We start from the raw sequence: 19,749 nt of genomic DNA, 5'->3' as shown, positions 1-19,749 counted from the left end.
CAGACGTTTAAAAAATAAATGGCAGTTGAACCGCAACCGCGCTACTTTCAAACCTACACTTCTGCCGCGCCGCTGGCCGTATTCCGCATGGCCTTTGGCCTGCTGATACTGGCCAGCGTCGTGCGTTTTTGGGCCAAGGGCTGGATTGCGGAGCTGTACCTGCAGCCGAAGTTTTTCTTTCCCTATTACGGACTGGAATTCATCAAGCCGTTGGGCGGGTACACGTATGCGCTGTTTGCCGTTTGCGGCATTTGTGCGCTGCTGGTGGCGCTGGGCTGGCACTACCGCCCGGCGGGCGCGGGGCTGTTTCTGAGCTTCACCTACATCGAGCTCATGGACAAGAGCACCTACCTGAACCACTACTATTTTGTGAGTCTGGTGGCGCTAATGCTCGTTTTTCTGCCCGCGGCGGCGGCTTTTTCTATAGATGCCGCCCGCCGGCCGGCCCGCCGCTACGACCAGGTGCCGCGCTGGACCGTGGACGCCCTGCGCCTGCTCGTAGGCATCGTGTACGTGTACGCGGGCCTGGCCAAGCTAAATTCTGACTGGCTGCTGTCCGCCGCGCCGCTGCGCATCTGGCTACCCGCCAAAAACGACCTGCCGGTGGTGGGCTTCCTGTTTAATTACCCGGCCACGGCCTACGTTTTCAGCTGGTTTGGGGCGTTTTACGACCTCACGGTGCCGTTTTTTCTGCTGAACCGCATCACGCGGCCCTACGCCTACGCGGCGGTGGTGGTGTTTCATGTGCTCACGGCCATCTTGTTTCCCATCGGGATGTTTCCCTACGTGATGATAGTGGCGGCCTTGATTTTCTTCCCGGCCGAATTCCACCTGCGGCTAATGGCGCGGGCGCGGCGGCTGCTGCGGTTTGGCACGGAGGAGCCCCGGCCGGCCACGCCGCTCGTGTACCGGCCGCGCGTGCGGCTGGCGCTGCTCATCGGGTTTGCGTTGTTCTTTATAGTGCAGCTGCTGGCCCCGCTGCGCTACTGGCTGTACCCCCGCGAGCTGTTCTGGACCGAAGAAGGCTACCGGTTTTCGTGGCGGGTGATGCTCATGGAAAAGCTGGGCCAGGTGCAGTTTAAGGTAGTGGATGCCGCCACCGGCCGCGCCCAGCTGGTGAATAATGGCGAGCACCTGAGCGTGTTGCAGGAGAAAATGATGGCCACCCAGCCCGACATGATGCTGCAGTTTGCCCACTACCTCCGGGCCTACTACATAGGCCAGGGCGTGCGCAACCCCCAGGTTTACGCCGATGCCTACGTGAGCCTGAACGGCCGCCTGGGCCAGCCTTTTATCGACCCCACCGTGGACCTGGCCCGCCAGACCGAGGGCTTCGCGCCCAAGCCGTGGATTTTACCTTTTACTGATGAGATTACCGGTTTATAAAGCCTTGTTGCTGTTGCTTTTGTTGCTGCCCGGCTTCGCCGTGCAGGCCCAGGAAACCCTGCGCGGCCGGGTGCAGGTAGCGGGTAGTGGCGAGCCCGTTGTCGGCGGCGAGGTATATGTGAAGAGCCTGAACCGCGCCGTGCTCACCGACAGCACCGGGCGGTTTGAGGTGGGCGGGCTGGCCGCCGGGCCGCAGCAGGTGCGGGTATCAGCGCTGGGTTACCTGCCGTTCAGCCTCAGCGTGACGCTACCCGCCGATGGCTTCAGCTTCGAGCTGACCCGCCGCGAGCAAACCACGCTGAAGGAAGTGGTGGTGGCCGCGCCCCAAACCACGTTTGGCCAGACGCGGCTGCGCGAGGTGGAGGGGACGGCCATTTTCGCGGCCAAGAAATCGGAGGTCATCGTGCCCGAAAACCTGGTGGCTAACCTGGCCACCAACAACGCCCGCCAGGTGTACGCCCGCGTGCCGGGCCTGAATATCTGGGAGAACGACGGCGGCGGCCTGCAGCTCAGCATTGGCGGGCGCGGCCTCGACCCCAACCGCACCACCAACTTCAACGTGCGGCAGAACAACTACGACATCTCGGCCGATGCCCTGGGCTACCCCGAAAGCTACTACACGCCGCCCACCGAGGCCGTGAAGCGCATTCAGCTGGTGCGCGGGGCGGCCTCGCTGCAATACGGCACCCAGTTTGGCGGCCTGCTGAACTTTGAGATGCGCAGCCCCGACCCCGACCGCAAAGCGGCCGTGACGTCGCGCCAGACGGTGGGCTCTTTCGGCTTTTTCAACTCCTTCAACAGCGTGAGCGGCACGGTGGGCAAGCTCAGCTACTACACATTTGCGCAGTACAAGCGTGGCAATGGTTGGCGGCCCAACTCGCAGTACGAAAGCAAAACCGCCTACGCCGACGTCCGCTACCAGTTTGCCGAAAACCTGAAAGCCGGGGTGCAGGTGACGCACATGGACTACCTGGCCCAGCAGCCCGGTGGCCTCACCGACCTGCAGTTTGCCCAGGATGCCCGGCAGTCGAACCGCGAGCGCAACTGGTTTGCCGTCGACTGGAACCTGTTCAACGTGAACGCCGACTGGAAGCTTAGTGCCAAGTCCAACGTGAACCTGACGGCCTTTGGGCTGGTGGCGGCGCGGCAGTCGCTGGGCTTCCGCCCCAACCAGGTCGACCGGCGCGACGAGGACAACATCGGCCGCGACCTGATTGACGGCGATTTCCGCAACTACGGCTTCGAAGCCCGCTTCCTGAACCGCTACCAGTTGGCCGGCAAAGACGGCGTACTGCTGCTGGGCACGCGCTACTACCGGGGCAACACCCACAGCATCCAGGGCTTCGGGCCGGCCGGGCGCGGGGCCGACTTCCGCTTTGTGGAACCCGACAAGTTTTCGAGCACCAAAAACAGCTCCGACTACCGCTTTCCGAATCACAACGTCGCTTTCTTCGCCGAGAATATCCTCTACCTGAGCGAAAAGCTGTCGGTGACGCCGGGCGTGCGCTACGAGTACATCCGCACCCGGGCCGATGGCGTGCTCAACGTCATCGACCGCGACCTAGCGGGCAACATCACCCAGATTCGCAGCCAGGACGAGCAGCGTGTCAACAGCCGGGGCTTCGTGCTGGGCGGCATCGGGGTGAGCTACAAGCCGCGGGAACAGCGCGAATTCTACGCCAATATCTCGCAGAACTACCGCTCCATCACCTTCAGCGACATGCAGATTGTGAATCCCTCGGCCATCATCGACCCCAACCTGCAGGACGAGCGCGGCTTCTCGGCCGACCTCGGTATGCGGGGCGAAACCACCGGCGTGCTCACTTACGACATGAGCCTGTTTGCCCTCAACTACGGCAACCGCATCGGCGAAATCCAGGAGTACGACGACCTGAACCGCATCCTGCGCCGCCGCCTCAACGCCGGCCGCGCCCTCATCGTGGGTCTCGAAGCCTACGGCGAAGTGGAGCTGCTGAACCTGGGCAACCCAACCGCCGCCGCTACCGAAGCTGAGCCGCTGGCCCGCCGCTGGCAGTGGTCGGCTTTCGGCAACGTGGGCCTGATTCGGAGCCGATACGTAGAAAGCCAGCTCACAGGCGTACAAGGGAACCAGGTCGAATTCGTACCTGCCGTGAACCTGAAAACGGGTACCCGCGTCGGCTACGGCCCGGTGAAGGCCTCGCTCCAGTTCCTGTACCTGTCCGACCAGTTTTCCGATGCCACCAACTCGGAGGCGTCCGGCCCGTCGGCCGTCATCGGCAAAATCCCCGCTTACCAGATTTTCGACGCCTCGGTGTCGTGGGAGCGTCGCTGGCTCAAGCTCGAAGCCAGCGTCAACAACCTGGCCGATGCTCGCTACTTCACGCGTCGCGCCACCGCTTACCCCGGTCCCGGCATCCTGCCCTCCGATGGCCGCAGCTACTTCCTCACGGTAGGGGTGAAGCTGTAAGGACATCCGTAACCCGATAGCAGAACGTCATGCTGAGCGCAGCCGAAGCATCTCTACCGCTTCGCCTGACGACAAACCTCACGAGACCCCTGCGGGGCGGGCCCCTCTCCCAAGGAGAGGGGAGCCTAACGATTTTTGTCAATGGCATTTCCGGTGCCCCCTCTTTTTTGGAGCGGGGCCGTGCCCGGCAGGGGGGCCGTGAGGTTGACGCAAAGGGCGAACCCCAACATGCTGCCTAAGCCCCAAACGTGTCCCAGCCCAGCTTCAGAATAAACGCGCTCACCACCCCTAAAAATAATATCCGCACAAAGCCCGTGCCCTTGCGCTGGGCCAGCCGCGCCCCCAGCGTCGAGCCCAGCATATTGCACGCCGCCATGGGCAGCGCCACTTTATACAGCACCTGCCCCGTGCTGGCGAAGTAGAACAGGCTGGCCACGTTGGTGGCCACGTTCACCATCTTGGCCGAGGCTGAGGCCGCAATGAAGTCGTAGCCAAACAGCCCCACGAAGGCGAACAGTAGCAAGCTGCCCGTGCCCGGCCCAAAAAAACCGTCGTAGAACCCCAGCGCCGCGCCCAGTACCATGCCCGTCATTAGCTCGCGGCGGCCGTGCAGGCGCGGCGCGTGCAGGCTGCCAAAATCTTTCCGCCAGAAGGTGTAAATGGCCATTAACACCAGCAGCGTGAGCACGAGCGGCCGCACGGCTTCTTTGTGCAGGTGGCTCACCGCCCGCGCGCCCAGCAGCGCAAACGCGCCGGCTACCAGTGCCGTGATGGCCACCGTGCGCCAGCGGATGGGCCCGGTTCCCGGGCCGCTGAGGTAGCGCTGCAACGCCACGGCCGTACCCGATAAGCCGGCTACTTTGCTCGTACCCAGGATAGTGGGTACCGGAACCCCCGGCATCAATAGCAGCATGGCTGGCAGCTGAATCAGCCCGCCGCCACCCACAATGGCATCAATAAAACCGGCCAAGAAAGCGAACAGGCAAAGCAGCAGTAAGGTCATAAATGAAGGATGAGGAATGAAGGATGAGGAACTGAGAGCAGCTGACATGAGCTATTCTTCATTCCTCATCCTTCATTCCTCATGAAGCGAAGCGTTAAAAAGGCGGCTCCTCGCCGAAGCTGTTGCTTTTTGGAAACGGCACCGGCGACTCGTTAATTTTCGACCCGAGCCGAATGGTGTTCGGCGCGAAGGGGCTCGGCTCACTGTCGAAGTTGCTGGCGGGCAGGCCCATGGGCTGGTAGCCGCTGTCGAATCCGCCCACGCCGTCGAGGTCGGCGAACTTGGTGTACTTGCCGATGAACTTGAGCTGCACGGTTTCGAGCGAGCCGTTCCGGTGCTTGGCGATGATGACTTCGCCCACGCCCTGCGTCGAGTTGCCCTCGGCATCCTGGTCGAGGCCGTAGTATTCGGGGCGGTAGAGGAAGATAACCATGTCGGCATCCTGCTCGATGGAGCCCGATTCGCGCAGGTCACTCAGTTGGGGCTTCTTGTCGCCGCCCCGGGTTTCGACCGAGCGCGACAACTGCGACAGGGCCAACACGGGGATGTTCAGCTCCTTGGCAATGCCCTTGAGCGCCCGCGAGATGCTGGCAATTTCCTGCTCGCGGTTGCCGCCGCGGCCGTCGGTGTTGCCACTCATCAGCTGCAGGTAGTCGACGATAATCATCTGCACGTCCTTTTGCGAGCGTAGGCGGCGGCACTTGGTGCGCAGCTCGCGGATGCTCAGGCCCGGCGTATCGTCGATGTAAATGGGGGCGGCCGAGAGGGCCGTAATTTTGTGGTTGAGCTGTTGCCACTCGTGGTCAGCGAGGCTGCCTTTTTTAATTTTCTCGGAGTCCAGCTCCGCCTCGGCCGAAATCAGGCGATTGACGAGCTGCAACGAGGACATTTCGAGCGAGAAAATGGCCACTGCTTTCTTGAAGTCGACCGCTGCGTTGCGCATGGCCGAGACCACGAACGCCGTGTTGTGCGTCACGGTCATGTCCTGGAGCAGAAATAGCCGGTTGCCGTCAATTTCGAAGCCGTAGTAATCATCGACGTTATCGAACTCGACGGTGATGCCCGTTTGCCGCCAATCGACGGGCGAAGCCCAGGGCTGGGCTTTTTTGCGGGCCACGCGCACCGGTACCCTGTCTATGTCGCCGTAAAGGCACACGCGCCACACTTCGCACTCGTATCCAATGCTGGAAATGGTGGCGCGCTTCTTCGTGAGCGAGGTGCGGAAACCCAGCGAGTCGCCCAGAAACTTGATTTGCCGGGCCAGGCGCTGGTTTTTCTGCGTAATTTCATAGCCGTTGGAGACCGGGTCGAGGTGGCCGTCGCTATCAATCAGGCCGGCCAGCAGGCGCAGGCGGCTCTCGGTCGAGTTGATGGCGTAGGCGCGCGGAATGTGCTTGTTGCCGAGCACGCCCAGCTGGCGCAGCTCGTCCTGCAAGGAGTATTCGGCGATGTTGCCGCCCTGCCGCCCTCGGGTGATGCCGTAGCTGTTGCAGCGGTTTTCGACTATGCCCACCGTTACCTGCATGTTCAGCGTGGCCGCGTATTCGTGCAGGTAATCGATGATTTCGGGGTCCTGTCCGGTAATGCGGCAATCGTTGGACGAGCCATCGCCCAGCCACACGCCCAGGAAATACGGGTCCACGGGCAGTTCCTGGGCATCAAACTCCACCGGCACTTTGTAGCCTTTGTAGTTCGAGCGGAATTTTGGCCCCTTGGCCAGGTAGTCCTTCACCGTAATGTTTAGGACGTCGCCGTGGCGGTGCTGACCCTCGTTGCGCGAGCGTTTGAGCGAGAGAATGTGGCTCTCGTTCACGCGGTAGTCGTCGCCCTTGTTCTGGCGCACCCAGTACATGTTTTCGCGGCCGCGGGCGATGCTCAGCACCCGGCGCGGGGTCGAGTCGTCGCCCATCAGCAGGTCGCCGGGCAGCACGTCTTCCACGTTGCGCAGGTCGCCGTCGAACATCAGCACTTTCGTGCCTTTACCGAGGCATTTGCCCATGCCGGGTCGCGCCGCAATAATCACCAAGTCAGATGGTTGCCAGCCACTCGTGACGCGGTCCAGGGCCGTGAAGCCGGTGGGTACGCCGGTCAAACCATCGGCCTGGTTTTTCTTTTCTTCGAGTTCCTTGATGGCCTTGCCCATCAGGCTGCGCATGTCGTCGAAGTTCTTGCGGATGTTGGATTCCGACACCTCGAACAGGGCCGATTCGGTATCGTCGAGCAGCTTGAATACGTCGGTGGTATCCTCGTAGGCATCGCGCTGGATTTCGCTCGAAATCCGAATCAGCTCGCGCTTAATGGCGGTTTCGGTGATGATACGGGCGTGGTACTCGACGTTGGCGGCCGAGTTCACCTTCATCGTGAGGTTTGCCACGCCAAAGGCACCGCCAGCGGCTTCGAGTGCGCCCATTTCGCGCAACTCCTGCACCACCGTAATCTGGTCGATGGGCTCCGATTTGTCAAACAGCCGGATAACGGCTTCGTAAATAAGCTTGTGCGAAGGCTTATAAAAGCTCTCGGGCTTGAGCAGGTCAATCACCGAGGTTAGGGCATCCTTTTCCAGCATCAGGGCCCCGAGTACGGCCATTTCGAGCTCAGGAGCCTGGGGTGGTAGCTTGCCGGCCGCGCTGGCATTTTGGGGAACCACCATGCCGCCCCGGTTGCTCCAGGCCGCTTTGGCTCGAGCGGCGGATTGTTTCAGGCGGTCGTCCATCTGGTCGGGCATAGTAGGAAAAGGGAAACTAAGGTAACGAAATAGCTAAGGACGACGAAGCCGGCCAGAAAATTAAAACCTGGCCGGCCCCGCTACACACAAAGCTAACCCCGCAAACGGAGAAAAGATTGACGGGTAAATCCGAATCTTTTGGCTATGGAATGGCGGCGGCAGCCAGTAGTTTGTACTTTCGCGCCCCTGCTTTTTATGTTGTCAGTTGCCTGTTGTCGGTTGTTAGCTCAGGCTCCTGCAACGGCGACAGCCGAGCATTTCTCCCCGGCACTTCCTGACTGCCAACCGCCAACGAATAACTAATAACTACCCGAATTGGAATCTTCAACGAGTCCTGACCAACCCGCACGAAACGTCGGCGCAAGCCAAGCCATTCACCTCATCGCGGTGGGGGGCAGCATCATGCACAATCTGGCGCTGGCGCTGCACCGCCGTGGTGCCCGTGTCACGGGCTCCGATGACGAAATTTTTGAGCCCGCTAAGGGCCGCCTCGCCGCCGCCGGCCTGCTGCCCGCCCAGGAAGGCTGGGACCCGGCGCGCATTACGCCCGATTTGTCGGCCGTCATCGTGGGCATGCACGCCCGCCCCGACAACCCGGAGCTGCTGCGCGCCCAGGAGCTGGGCCTGAAAGTCTACTCCTTCCCCGAATACATTTACGAGGCCAGCCGCGACAAGCAGCGCATCGTGATTGGTGGCTCGCACGGCAAAACCAGCATCACGGCCTGCATTCTGCACGTGCTGCGGTTCCACAATCGCAAGTTCGACTACGCGGTAGGGGCGCAGCTGGCGGGCTTCGATTTGATGGTGCAGCTGACCGATGATGCGCCGATTATCATCATTGAGGGCGACGAATACCTGTCGTCGCCGGTGGACCGGCGGCCCAAATTTCATCTCTACCAGCACCACATCGGCGTGATTTCGGGCATCAGCTGGGACCACATCAACGTGTTTCCGACCGAGGAAATCTACCGCGAACAGTTCCGCATTTTCGCCGATATGACGCCCAAGGCCGGCGTGCTCATCTACGACCGCGACGACGAGCAAACCCAGCTCATCGCCGTGCCCACCAACCCCGACGTGACTTACATCGGCTACGGCCCGCACGAAAACGTCATCCGCGACGGGCGCACCTACCTGCTCAACAAGAAGGATGAGGAAGTGCCCGTGCAGGTGTTTGGCGAGCACAACCTGCGCAATATTTCGGCGGCCAAAGAAGTGTGCAAGCAGCTGGGCATCAAGGGCAAGGATTTCTTCCGGGCCGTGGCTACGTTTCCCGGCGCGGCGCGGCGGCTGGAGCTGGTGCGCGAAGGCGCTACCTCGGTGGTTTACAAGGATTTTGCCCACGCCCCCAGCAAGCTTAAGGCCACGGCCACGGCCCTGAAAAAGCAGTTTCCCCAGCGCCGCCTTGTGGCCTGTCTGGAGCTGCACACATTCAGCAGCTTGAATCCGGCTTTTTTGCCGCAGTACGCGCACTGCTTCGATGCGCCCGACGTGGCGGTAGTCTACTTCAACCCCCACGTGCTGGAGCACAAGCGCCTGCCGCCGCTGGCCGCCGCCACCGTGGCCGAGGCCTTCCAGCGGCCCGATATCAAAGTAATAACCGACAGCGCCGAGCTGGCGGCCTTCCTGCGGGCGCAGGAGTGGGCCAATGCCAACCTGCTGCTCATGTCGTCGGGCACGTTCGACGGGTTGGACTTGGTGGCGCTGGCGGCTGACATTGTGCAGTGAACATTAGCTGGCCCCGCCCGCACCAAAAAAGCCCGCTACTCAGCGGGCTTTTTTGGTGCGGGTGGGGCAGTCGGTCGTTTCTTATCCGTGGTGATGAGCAGGGCCAAGGCCGTAAGGGCGGCCCTTAGCAGCCATTTGTTGCGCGTTTTCATCGGGCCCGGGAAAAGAGCGTGTTGTTGCTTTCTACCTTCAAGTCGCAGGTGGCCCCGCTGATGCGCTCGCCGCAGGTGGTGCCCACGATGCGGCCATTTTCAAAGTTGAAGAAGCACATGGGGCAGTTGCTGCCCGTGATGGTGTAGCGTTCGGCGTTGGGGCGCAGGTAGTAGGTGTTGTCGCCGCCGGTGTTCAGCGGCAGGGCCATGGCCCGGAACTGGCCGTTGCGCAGGCCCATGCCAATAACGTAATAGCTCGGGGCGCTGCCTTTGTCGACAGGGGCCTTGCGCACCTGAATCTTGTCGATGACGGTGCCATCGCCAAACTGCCGGATAAAGGCCCGGGCCAGCTCACTACGCGGCGTTACGTATTCGGTGCTGCTATCGGTGAAGTGTACGATTTGGCGGCTTTCGGGCGCTTCAATCGTGGCCCCCTTGATGCGATTGGGACTGCCGTACTCGTTGGCCGAGGGCTTCATCGATTCGCATGACATGGCCAGCAACAGCACAATGAGGCTCAACAAGCCCAGGCCAAGTAATCGGGGGAGAAACTTCATCGTTAATGGTCAATGATTAATGGTCAATGGATAATGATAAATGGATAGTGAAAAACGACTGATGATAGGCGTGTGGCCAAGCATTAACCATTCATCACTAACCATTGACCATTAAAAATCAGCGGGCCGTGTAGTACTTACGGGCCTCGGGCAATTCGCGCTGAATGTCGGCGATGCGGGTACCGTTGCTGGGGTGAGTTGAGAGGAATTCGGGCGGCGAAGCCTGGTTTTCGCGCGCGTCCATGCGCTGCCAGAACGAAATGGCCCCGTCGGGATTGTAGCCGGCCATGGCCATGAAAATCAGGCCCAGGTGGTCGGCTTCCGATTCCTGGTTGCGACCGTAGCGCAACAAGCCCAGCTGCGAGCCCACCCCAAATGCCTGTAAGGCCAGTTGCTGCGTGGCGGGGGCATTGGTCGAGAGCGCCGCCGACAGGGCCTGGCCGCCCAACTGCTGCACGAGGCCCTGGCTCATGCGTTCGGAGCCGTGCTTGGCCACGGCGTGGGCAATTTCGTGCGACATCACCACGGCCAGGCCATTTTCGTCTTGCGTGATGGGTAGGATGCCGGTGTACACCGCTACCTTACCACCGGGCATACACCAGGCGTTTTGCTGCTTATCGTCCTGAATAACGTTGAATTCCCACTGGTAGCCGGCCAGCTGGTCGGAAGCGTTTTGCTGCTGGAAATATCGCTCTACCGCCGCTTGAATGCGCTGGCCCACGGTGCGGACCATGGCTACTTGCTGCGAGTTATTGGAAAGTGGGCCCTTCGCAATAACCTCGCGGTACTGCGTGGCTGCCAGCGTGTTGATTTCGGTATCGCTAACCAGGCTGAGTTGGCGGCGGCCCGTGATGGGCACCGTGGAGCAGGCGCCCAGCAGGGCCAGGCTGGCGACGAGGGTGATTTTTTTGAGCATAAGAACAGGGGAGAAGAGTGAGAAAATGCGCTGGAGCCGCGCCCGGCGGCGTGGGCCCCGGCGCGGGCTGCTGGTGCTGTCTATACGGCAGCAGAGCGGGAAAGTGTTTGGTCCGCCGCTGGTGAAGGGCCGAAAAAATGCCGCCCAACCCAGCCGCAAGCCGCCGCCGGGCCGTAGTTTTGGTGTTCTGACCACCGGGCCCTCGCCGCCCCGTACCTGCCCTATGAAAATTATTTGCATCGGCCGCAACTACGCCGACCACATTGCCGAGCTGCACAACGAGGTGCCCAGTGCGCCCGTTATTTTTATGAAGCCCGAAACTGCGCTGCTCCAGCGCGGCCAGCCTTTTTTCATCCCCGAATTCTCGCAGGACATTCATCATGAGCTGGAATTGGTGCTGCGCGTGAGCAAAAACGGCCGGCACATCGAGCCCGAATTTGCGCACACCTACTTCGACGCCATTGGCCTGGGCATCGATTTCACGGCCCGCGACCTGCAGTCCGAGCTCAAGAAGAAAGGGCTGCCTTGGGAGCTGGCCAAGGCTTTCGACGGCTCGGCTCCGATTTCGCCCATCTTCAAACCCGCAGCCGAATTCGCCGACCTGGCCAATATCAATTTCCACCTCGACGTGAACGGTGAAACCCGCCAGACCGGCAACTCTGGCCTCATGCTGCATCCATTCGCCAACATCATCAGTTTCGTGTCGAAATACATCTCACTAAAAATGGGCGACCTGCTATTTACCGGCACGCCGGCCGGCGTGGGCCCGGTGAAAGTAGGCGACCAGCTGACCGGCTACCTGGAAGGGGAGAAGCTGCTGGAGCTGAACGTGCGGTAAGAGAGGAGAAGCTAATTGTGTTTAATTGAATTAAAAGAACGTCATGCTGAGCGCAGCCGAAGCAACTGTACCGCTTCGTTGTAATCAACAGTGACTACTGCTGCACGCGAGATGCTTCGGCTGCGCTCAGCATGACGTTCTTCTTGCGTATTTGTAAGTTGAAGAATAAAGTAAAACTGATTTTCGGCTTCGTGCTGATGCTATTGGCGGCCCTCCCGAGTGTAGTAGGCGGCCAGGAAGCCGATTCGTCGGACCACGACCACCGCCTGAGCGAGATGCTGGGCGGCAGCCGGCCCGTGGTGGCTCCGGGCTATTTTCTGTTCCCGATTGCGCCGGGCCAGCCCGGTTTTCTGGCCGGCAGTATGGGCGAGCTGCGCCCCAACCACTTCCACGGCGGCCTTGATATCAAGACCGGGGGCGGGGTGAACCAGCCCGTGTACGCCGCCGCCGACGGCTACGTGTCGCGCCTCAAGCAGTCGTCGTTCGGCTACGGCAACGTGCTCTATATCACGCACTCCAATGGGCTGACGACGGTGTACGGCCACCTCAACGAGTTTAAGGGCGCGTTTGCGGCCGAGCTGCTGCGCCGGCAGTACGAGAAGCAGAGCTACGAGCTGGAAGCCTTTTTTGAGAAGGACCGCTACCCCGTGAAGCGCGGCGAGCTGGTGGCGCTGAGCGGCAACACCGGTGGCTCGGCTGGCCCGCACCTGCACTGGGAAGTGCGCGACGCCCAGGACCGGCAGTACAACCCGTTGCAATGGGGTGGTTTTCCCGAGATTCAGGACCACGTGGCGCCCACGCTGCAGGCTTTCGCGCTGGAGCCGCTGGCCATTGAGTCGCGGGTGAAGCGGGTGTTTGCCAAGGCCTTATTCGCGCCGAAGGTGCAGCCCGGGCCGGGCGTGACCACCACCTGGGCCGATACCATTAGTGCCTTCGGGCCGGTGGGGCTGCTGGTGCAGGGCTTCGATAGGTTCGACAACGCCTGGAACCGCAACGGGATTCAGCGGGTGACCATGACCGTGAACGGCAAGCCGTTCTACCAGCATGCAATTGACGCGGTACCCTTTCCGACGGGCACGCGGCAGGTGGCCAACTTCGTCGATTTCCTGTACCAGCAAACCCAGGGCCGCACCCTGCAAAAGCTGTGGGTGGACGAGGGCAACGACCTCCAGATGTACGCCACCGGCCCCACCAAAGGCCGCCTGACGGTGGAAGCCGGCAAAATCTACAACGTTGACGTGACCCTGGCCGACTCCTACAACAACCAGACGGCCCTGCACCTGGTGCTGCGCGGCGAGCAGCCGGCCTACTTCCGCACCGGCCCGGCGGGGGCCCGCAAGCCGGCGCTGCGCTACGAAGTGGTGCGCAACCTGCTGAAGGCCGTGGCAACTGAGAACGCCGCCGACTCGGTACCCGCCAACCTGATGCTGCTGCGCGGCAGCCGCCGCCTCGAAGTGCGCCCCAGCTACACGCAGAACGGCGAAAACGTGTACCTCTACGACCTGCGCGCCGGCCTGCCCGATTCGGTGCGCTTCGGCAGCATCACCAAGAAATTCGACCGGCAGGTGCTGATTCCGGTCGGTAAGGAATTTAGCTACGCTACCAATCACCTCAACCTGGTTTTCGGCCCCGAAACGCTGTTCGACAACCTCTACCTCAACACGGCTTTCAAACCCGAGCCCACCGGCAGCGGCTTCTGGACCGTGGGCTCGCCGCTGCAGCCCCTCTACCACGCCGCCACCCTCACCCTGAAGCCCGCCACCCCGCCGGCCGACCCGGCGCGCACTGCCATCTACTCGGCTACGCTGGCCGGCGGCAAAGCCTACGTGGGCGGCAAGTGGGACGAAAACGGCCAGATTACCGCCGTCATCAAGCAGTTCGCTTCCTACCGCATCCTCACCGATGTTAAAGCCCCCGAGGGCAGCTTCGCGGGCCGGGCCGGCGGGCAGCTGCAGTTTCGGGTCGGCGACGATATGTCGGGCCTGGCCAGCTACCGCCTGCTCATCGGCGGGCAGTTCCGGCTGCTGCGCTTTGAGCACAAGAAAGCCTTGCTTTTTACCGTGGCCGGCGACACGCTGGGCCCCAAGCTGCGCGGCCCCGCCGAGCTGCGCCTGACCGACCAGGCCGGCAACGAGCGGGTGATTCCGCTGAGCTTGTAATCAATTCGCAGAACAGAAAATTGAACGTCATGCAGAGCGCAGCAAAGCAACTTTACCGCATCAGTAATCAGATTTACTATTGCGATAAAGTTGTTTCGCTGCACTCTGCATGACGTTTTCTTAACCCTCAAAAAACAACTCTTACATCATGCTACCCGAACCCGGCCAGCCCGCCCCCGATTTCACCGCCCCCGACCAGGACGGCAGCCCCATCTCGCTGCACGACTACCGCGGCCGCAAAGTCGCCCTCTACTTCTACCCCAAAGACGACACGCCCGGCTGCACTGCCCAGGCCTGCAACCTGCGCGACCACCAGGAAGAGTTGAACGCCAGCAACATTCAGGTCATCGGGGTGAGCATCGACGGCGAGGCCGCGCACAAGAAATTTGCCTTGAAATACGACCTGCCCTTTCCGCTGCTCGTTGATACGGAGAAGACCATTGTGCAGGCTTACGGCGTGTGGCAGGAAAAGAAAAACTACGGCAAAACCTACATGGGCACCGTGCGCACCACTTTCCTGATTGACGAAAACGGCCTGATTGAGAATGTAATCAAGCGCCCCGACACCAAGGAGCACGCTGCCCAGCTGCTGAATTAGCCGCTACCGGTCCCCCCAGGGAGCCGTTAGACCGTGCGGCCGTTACCTACCTTTACTCACCGAACCCAACTCCCGACTTATGTCCGATACCACCACCGCCAAAACCGTCGAAAACCCCGAGAAATCCATCGACGAGCTGAAGGAAATTGCCGCTCAGGTGCGGCGCGACATCGTGCGCATGGTGCACGCCGTGAACTCGGGCCACCCCGGCGGCTCGCTTGGCATCACCGATTTGCTGGTCGCGCTCTACTTCAAGGTGATGAAGCACACGCCCCAACCCTTCGACATGGATGGCAAGGACCAGGACCTGTTTTTCCTGTCCAATGGCCACACGTCGGCCACCATGTACGCCTGTTTGGCGCGCTCGGGCTACTTCCCGGTGAGCGAGCTGGCAACGTTTCGTAAGCTGAACTCGCGGCTGCAGGGCCACCCCACCACCCACGAGGGCTTGCCCGGCGTGCGCATCGCCTCGGGCTCGCTGGGCCAGGGCTTGAGCGTGGCCTGCGGGGCGGCCCAGGCCAAAAAAATGAATGGCGACAAGCAGCGCGTATTCGTGCTCATGGGCGACGGCGAGCTCGAAGAAGGCCAGAACTGGGAGGCCGCCCTCTACGCCTCGCACCAGAAAATAGATAACCTCGTGGCCATCGTCGACCGCAACGGCCAGCAGATTGACGGCTCGACCGACGAAGTTGGCGGCCTGGGCGATATCGGCGCCAAGTTCAAGGCCTTCGGTTGGCAGGTGTTTGAGGGCGATGGCAACCACTTCGACGCCCTGCTGCCCATGCTCGAAAATTGCGTGGCCGCCACCGGCAAAGCCAAACCCATCCTATTTGTGATGGACACCAAAATGGGCTTCGGCGTCGATTTTATGATGGATGGCCACAAGTGGCACGGCATCGCGCCGAACGACAAGCAGCTGGCCGAGGCACTGGAGCAGCTGAAAGTGGGCACCAACGCCGACTATTAAACGGTGCGTGCGCAACCTCACCCCCCCGGCCCCCCTCTCCCGCGGAGAGGGGGGAGCCTGACAATTTCGTTCGGAAGTCGTTTGGCTCCCCCTCTCTGCGGGAGAGGGGGCCTGCCCCGGAGGGGTCTCGTGAGGTTAATCGCCGGCGCGGCTCTGCTGCTGCTGGCGTTTATGGCCCGCGCCCAGAACGCGGCCCCCGAAAAGCCCAAAGTCACCCGCATTCTCTTCCTGCTCGATGCCTCGGGCTCGATGATGGCCCCTTGGGAAGGCCAGCCGCGCTGGAACATTGCCCGGCGCATGCTCAGCAAAATGGTCGACTCGCTTAACAGCTACCCTAACCTGGAAGTTGCGCTGCGGGTGTACGGCCATCAGTTTCCGAACGCCGACAAGAACTGCGAGGACTCGCGCCTCGAAGTGCCCTTTGCCCCGCGCAACGCGGCCGCCATCAAGCGCAAGCTGGCCGAGCTCAAAGCCCAGGGCAACACGCCCATCACCTACTCGCTGGAACAGTCGGCCAACGACTTCCCCAGCGATAAAGCCTCCCGCAACGTGCTGCTGCTCATCACCGACGGCCTCGAATCGTGCAACCGCGACCCCTGCGCGGCCTCGCTGGCTTTGCAGCGCAAGCGCGTGTTCCTGAAGCCGTTCGTGATTGGCATTGGGGCCGAGCGGGAGTTTGGCAAGCAGCTCGAATGCCTCGGCCAGTATTACAACGCCGCCGAAGTAGCGACTTTCCGCTCGGTGATGAACGACGTCATCGCCAAAACCCTGAGCAAAACCACCGTCGCCGTGAACCTGACCGACGCCGCCGGCCAGCCCGTGGAAAGCAACGTTAACCTCACCTTCGTGAATAACGTGACCGGCCAGCCCGAGTACAACTACGTGCACTACCGCGACGCCCAGGGCCGGGCCGACGTGCTCGCTATTGACGCCCTCCAGAGCTACGACCTCGTTATCAACACCGTGCCGCCGGTGCGGCAGGCCAACCTCGCTATCGTTCCCGGCAAGGCCAACGTGCTCACCTACAAAACGCCGCAGGGCACGCTCGTGCTGCAAAGCCCGCCGCTGTCGCCCAACCCCTACGGCACCATGCGCGCTGTGGTGCGCACGCCCGACCACGCCACCGTGACGGCCGGCAACTTCGGCAGCCGCCAGAAACTACTGGCCGGCAACTACGAAGTGGAAGTGCTGACGCTGCCGCGCATCGTGCGCCGCGTCGTGGTGAAACAGGGCCAGGAATCGGCCGTGACCTACGCCGCTCCCGGTACGCTCAACATCACCTCCGACCTGAAAGGATACGGCAGCATCTACCAGCTAAACGACGACGAATCGCAAACCTGGATTTACAGCCTGCCCGACGGCGGCAGCAGCAAAATGAACCTGCCGATGCAGCCGGGTGCCTACCGCTTGGTGTTTCGCACGACCACTAGCAACGGCAGCAAGTTTACCGACGTGCGCAACTTCAGTATTCGGAGCGGGCAAACAACTTCGGTGGCCATCTTTGGGAAGTAGTTATGGAAACGACTGAGCCAAATAGGAGCTTTCTTTTTGATGTATTGCTGCCTAAGCTAGAAGTAATATCATGGATTCTAGCCGTTATAGGATTCGTAGCAAATTGGTTTCAGCTACGCAACGCAGATTACCTGCTCATAATTGGTCTAGGTGGTTTAGCAGATGTGTATATGCTCAAAGCATTGTCGCCTCTACAAATAGCTGCTGATGACGAACAGTATCTTATGGCTAATGAGTCAGGGGAACACTATAGTCAAATTGCACCAACTGATGTAAGAAATAGTAATTTCGATACTGTACGTCGTCAAATAATTGCTTTTGGTAGCGGAGCAATATTCGCAGGGGTCTTGTTCAGGTTGATGGCGTGGGAGTACAACACCAATATCCTGCTTTTTGGAGAAGCATGTTTGCTTGTTGCAATACTATCCTTGGCACTCAAACAGCATTACAGCATGCGACTGTTGCTACTTGCTGCACTCGGCGGCTTGACGCTTTACATTCCCGCAGAAACGTGGATACACCAGTTTCATGGAAATGACCCGATACTAGTGCAGAAAATGATTTACCAGCTTGACCACCCGCGCGACCAAGCTGCCGCCCAAGATGTTCGAGAATATTTAAAGCAAAAACGCGCCCGTCGCTAATCAATTTGTAACGTCAGGCCGCTCGCGGCCCCCAACCCAATTCCCCATGAAAGACTTCCCCTACACCGAATCGAAGGACACCCGCAGCGGCTTCGGCGCTGGCCTGGCCGAGCTGGGTGCCAGCAACCCCAACGTGGTAGCCCTTTGCGCCGACCTCACTGGCTCGCTTAAGATGGATGCCTTCAAAAAGGCTTTCCCCGAGCGGTTTTTCCAGGTGGGCATTGCCGAGGCCAACATGATGGGCGTGGCCGCCGGCATGACCATTGGCGGTAAAATCCCCTTCACGGGTACGTTTGCCAACTTCAGCACCGGCCGCGTCTATGACCAGATTCGCCAGAGCATTGCCTACTCCGATAAAAACGTAAAAATCTGTGCCTCGCACGCCGGCCTCACGCTCGGCGAAGACGGTGCCACCCACCAGATTCTGGAAGACCTGGGCATGATGAAAATGCTGCCCGGCATGACCGTCATCAACCCCTGCGACTACAACCAGACCAAAGCCGCCACCCTCGCCATCGCCGAGCACCACGGCCCGGTGTACCTGCGCTTCGGCCGCCCCGTTGTGCCCAACTTCACGCCCGCCGACCAGAAGTTTGAAATCGGCAAAGCCTGGGTCATGAACGAAGGCCCCGACGTGAGCATCTTCGCCACCGGCCACCTCGTCTGGAAGGCCGTGCTCGCCGGCAAGCTCCTAGCCGAAAAGGGCATCAACGCCGAAATCATCAACATTCACACCATCAAGCCGCTCGACGCGCAGGCCATCCTCGCCTCGGTGCGCAAAACCCGCTGCGTGGTGACGGCCGAAGAGCACCAGATGAACGGCGGCCTCGGCGACAGCATCGCCCAGCTGCTGGCCCGCGAAGAGCCCCTGCCCCTGGAAATGGTGGCCGTGCACGACAGCTTCGGCGAAAGCGGCACTCCCGACCAGCTGATGGAGAAATACGGCCTCACCGATGCCGCCATCGTGGCCGCCGTGGAAGCGGTGACGAAGCGGAAGAAGTAAGGACTTCACAATAACGCAAAAGCCTCCGTAACTGCTACAGCTACGGGGCCTTTTGCGTTATTGCGAAGTCCTGTTTCCACCCATCGAACCCAGCTATTGGAGCAGGGAATTGGTAAACAGCGTTACGCTTTTCACGGCTTCGGTTTCTAAGCCGTGCGCAATCAGCCAATCCAGAAACGCCTCCACGCGGCTTGCGGCCATGATGCCCCAGCCGCTGGCCTCGCCATAAACTGCGGTGGCGGCGGCCTGGCTTTTCTCTAAATCAATGAGGCGGGCATCTCTCTCGGGTACGTGTTTGCGCAGGATATCGGTCGCTTCCCGCTGGTTGGTGATGGCAAACTGAAAGCCTTTTTTAGTGGCTTGCACAAAGGCAGTATAATCGGCACGATGGGCCGCGATACCCGCCGCCGTTGCCATCACGACCGGCGAGTACCCGTACGGAATGCCGTAGTCGGCCAGCGCGAAGGTGCGCAGCGCCACGCCCTGCGTTTCGGCTTCCACGCCTTCCCAGTTATCAAAAATCCAGGTCGCGTCGGCCGCGCCGGTCAGCAGCGTGTTCCAGATGCCCAGCTTTTCGGGATAGGCGACGGTGAAATCGCCCGTGCCGCCATCGTTGATGACGAGCTGGCGCACAATGGCGTCTTCGTAGCGGGCGCGGTACGAGGCGTAGGTGCGCCCGTCCAGGTCCCGGGGCCGGGCAATGCTGCTGGCGGCCAGCGTAGCAATCGAACTGATGTCTTGCTGGAGCAGGGCCGCAATGGCCACCGCCTGCACGCGAGCCGGCTTGGTGTTGAGGCTGATAACGCTTTCGAAAGGAGCGACGGCGAAATCAACTTCGCCCAGCTCCAGCTTTTTGGCGGGCGTGGTGGCGTACTGGTCGGCGGCGGGACTGAGGATGTGCAGCTCGATACCACTGGCCGCATAATACCCCAACTCTTGCGCAACAAAAAAGCCGGTGTGATTGGTGTTCGGTGTCCAGTCGAGAGCAATACGGAGGGAAGGCATGCGAAAAATAAAGGTTTGTAAAAGAACGGAAAGCGTCCGGAGGTGTTCCCACCGATGCTGCCACCGTAGCCGCCGTGTAGGCATGAAAGTTATGATGTAATGCCTTC

Annotated in this window: 15 protein-coding genes; 10 read left to right on the top strand and 5 right to left on the bottom strand. The window is 60.9% G+C overall.

What is annotated here, in order from left to right:
• Window positions 1-18 precede the first annotated feature (18 nt).
• Together ABIB44_RS05600 and ABIB44_RS05595 are read left to right on the top strand one after the other, a co-directional pair.
• The gene (locus ABIB44_RS05600) at window positions 19-1,386 is read left to right on the top strand and encodes an HTTM domain-containing protein (protein WP_354583630.1); all 1,368 of its coding nucleotides are present in this window, start codon (window positions 19-21) and stop codon (window positions 1,384-1,386) included.
• Between the two features lie 4 nt (window positions 1,387-1,390).
• On the top strand, window positions 1,391-3,835 hold the full coding sequence (locus ABIB44_RS05595; RefSeq protein ID WP_354583629.1) for a TonB-dependent receptor domain-containing protein: 2,445 nt from the start codon (window positions 1,391-1,393) through the stop codon (window positions 3,833-3,835).
• Window positions 3,836-4,070: 235 nt separating this feature from the next.
• Here ABIB44_RS05595 and ABIB44_RS05590 read toward each other — a convergent pair whose 3' ends face one another.
• Complete coding sequence (locus ABIB44_RS05590; protein WP_354583628.1) at window positions 4,071-4,838, bottom strand: sulfite exporter TauE/SafE family protein; 768 nt, start codon at window positions 4,836-4,838, stop codon at window positions 4,071-4,073.
• A 94-nt stretch (window positions 4,839-4,932) separates the two neighbouring features.
• Complete coding sequence (dnaB, locus tag ABIB44_RS05585) at window positions 4,933-7,488, bottom strand: replicative DNA helicase (protein ID WP_354583695.1); 2,556 nt, start codon at window positions 7,486-7,488, stop codon at window positions 4,933-4,935.
• Window positions 7,489-7,878: 390 nt separating this feature from the next.
• Here dnaB and ABIB44_RS05580 point away from each other — a divergent pair, with 390 nt between their 5' ends.
• Window positions 7,879-9,291: a UDP-N-acetylmuramate--L-alanine ligase gene (locus tag ABIB44_RS05580; protein ID WP_354583627.1), complete on the top strand. Its 1,413-nt coding sequence runs from the start codon at window positions 7,879-7,881 to the stop codon at window positions 9,289-9,291.
• A 148-nt stretch (window positions 9,292-9,439) separates the two neighbouring features.
• Here ABIB44_RS05580 and ABIB44_RS05575 read toward each other — a convergent pair whose 3' ends face one another.
• Both ABIB44_RS05575 and ABIB44_RS05570 read right to left on the bottom strand, forming a co-directional pair.
• Entirely contained in the window at window positions 9,440-10,000 is a 561-nt protein-coding gene (locus ABIB44_RS05575) for a hypothetical protein (protein WP_354583626.1), read from the bottom strand.
• Between the two features lie 118 nt (window positions 10,001-10,118).
• The gene (locus ABIB44_RS05570; protein ID WP_354583625.1) at window positions 10,119-10,916 is read right to left on the bottom strand and encodes a M48 family metallopeptidase; all 798 of its coding nucleotides are present in this window, start codon (window positions 10,914-10,916) and stop codon (window positions 10,119-10,121) included.
• 223 nt (window positions 10,917-11,139) lie between these two features.
• Between ABIB44_RS05570 and ABIB44_RS05565 the strand changes: the two genes are divergently transcribed.
• From ABIB44_RS05565 to ABIB44_RS05535, 7 genes are all read left to right on the top strand, one after another.
• The gene (locus tag ABIB44_RS05565; protein WP_354583624.1) at window positions 11,140-11,754 is read left to right on the top strand and encodes a fumarylacetoacetate hydrolase family protein; all 615 of its coding nucleotides are present in this window, start codon (window positions 11,140-11,142) and stop codon (window positions 11,752-11,754) included.
• Between the two features lie 158 nt (window positions 11,755-11,912).
• Window positions 11,913-13,913 carry a M23 family metallopeptidase gene (locus ABIB44_RS05560; protein WP_354583623.1) on the top strand — a complete coding sequence of 667 codons (2,001 nt, stop codon included), beginning with the start codon at window positions 11,913-11,915 and terminating at the stop codon, window positions 13,911-13,913.
• Between the two features lie 148 nt (window positions 13,914-14,061).
• Entirely contained in the window at window positions 14,062-14,511 is a 450-nt protein-coding gene (gene bcp / locus ABIB44_RS05555) for a thioredoxin-dependent thiol peroxidase (protein WP_354583622.1), read from the top strand.
• Between the two features lie 79 nt (window positions 14,512-14,590).
• Window positions 14,591-15,478 carry a transketolase gene (locus ABIB44_RS05550; protein ID WP_354583621.1) on the top strand — a complete coding sequence of 296 codons (888 nt, stop codon included), beginning with the start codon at window positions 14,591-14,593 and terminating at the stop codon, window positions 15,476-15,478.
• Between the two features lie 129 nt (window positions 15,479-15,607).
• On the top strand, window positions 15,608-16,990 hold the full coding sequence (locus ABIB44_RS05545) for a vWA domain-containing protein (protein WP_354583620.1): 1,383 nt from the start codon (window positions 15,608-15,610) through the stop codon (window positions 16,988-16,990).
• Window positions 16,991-16,992: 2 nt separating this feature from the next.
• Window positions 16,993-17,634 (top strand): hypothetical protein, encoded by a 642-nt coding sequence (locus ABIB44_RS05540; RefSeq protein WP_354583619.1) that lies wholly within the window; start codon window positions 16,993-16,995, stop codon window positions 17,632-17,634.
• A gap of 46 nt (window positions 17,635-17,680) precedes the next feature.
• Window positions 17,681-18,637, top strand: coding sequence for a transketolase family protein (locus ABIB44_RS05535; protein WP_354583618.1), 957 nt, complete (start codon window positions 17,681-17,683; stop codon window positions 18,635-18,637).
• A 93-nt stretch (window positions 18,638-18,730) separates the two neighbouring features.
• On the opposite strand, the gene ABIB44_RS05530 is transcribed toward ABIB44_RS05535, so the two are convergent.
• Entirely contained in the window at window positions 18,731-19,642 is a 912-nt protein-coding gene (locus ABIB44_RS05530) for an ABC transporter substrate-binding protein (RefSeq protein ID WP_354583617.1), read from the bottom strand.
• Between the last annotated feature and the right edge of the window lie 107 nt (window positions 19,643-19,749).

This window comes from Hymenobacter sp. UYCo722, from assembly GCF_040547115.1.
Lineage (GTDB): Bacteria > Bacteroidota > Bacteroidia > Cytophagales > Hymenobacteraceae > Hymenobacter.
Note: the sequence above shows the minus strand (reverse complement) of the source record. Positions and strands in the feature narration are given on the sequence as shown.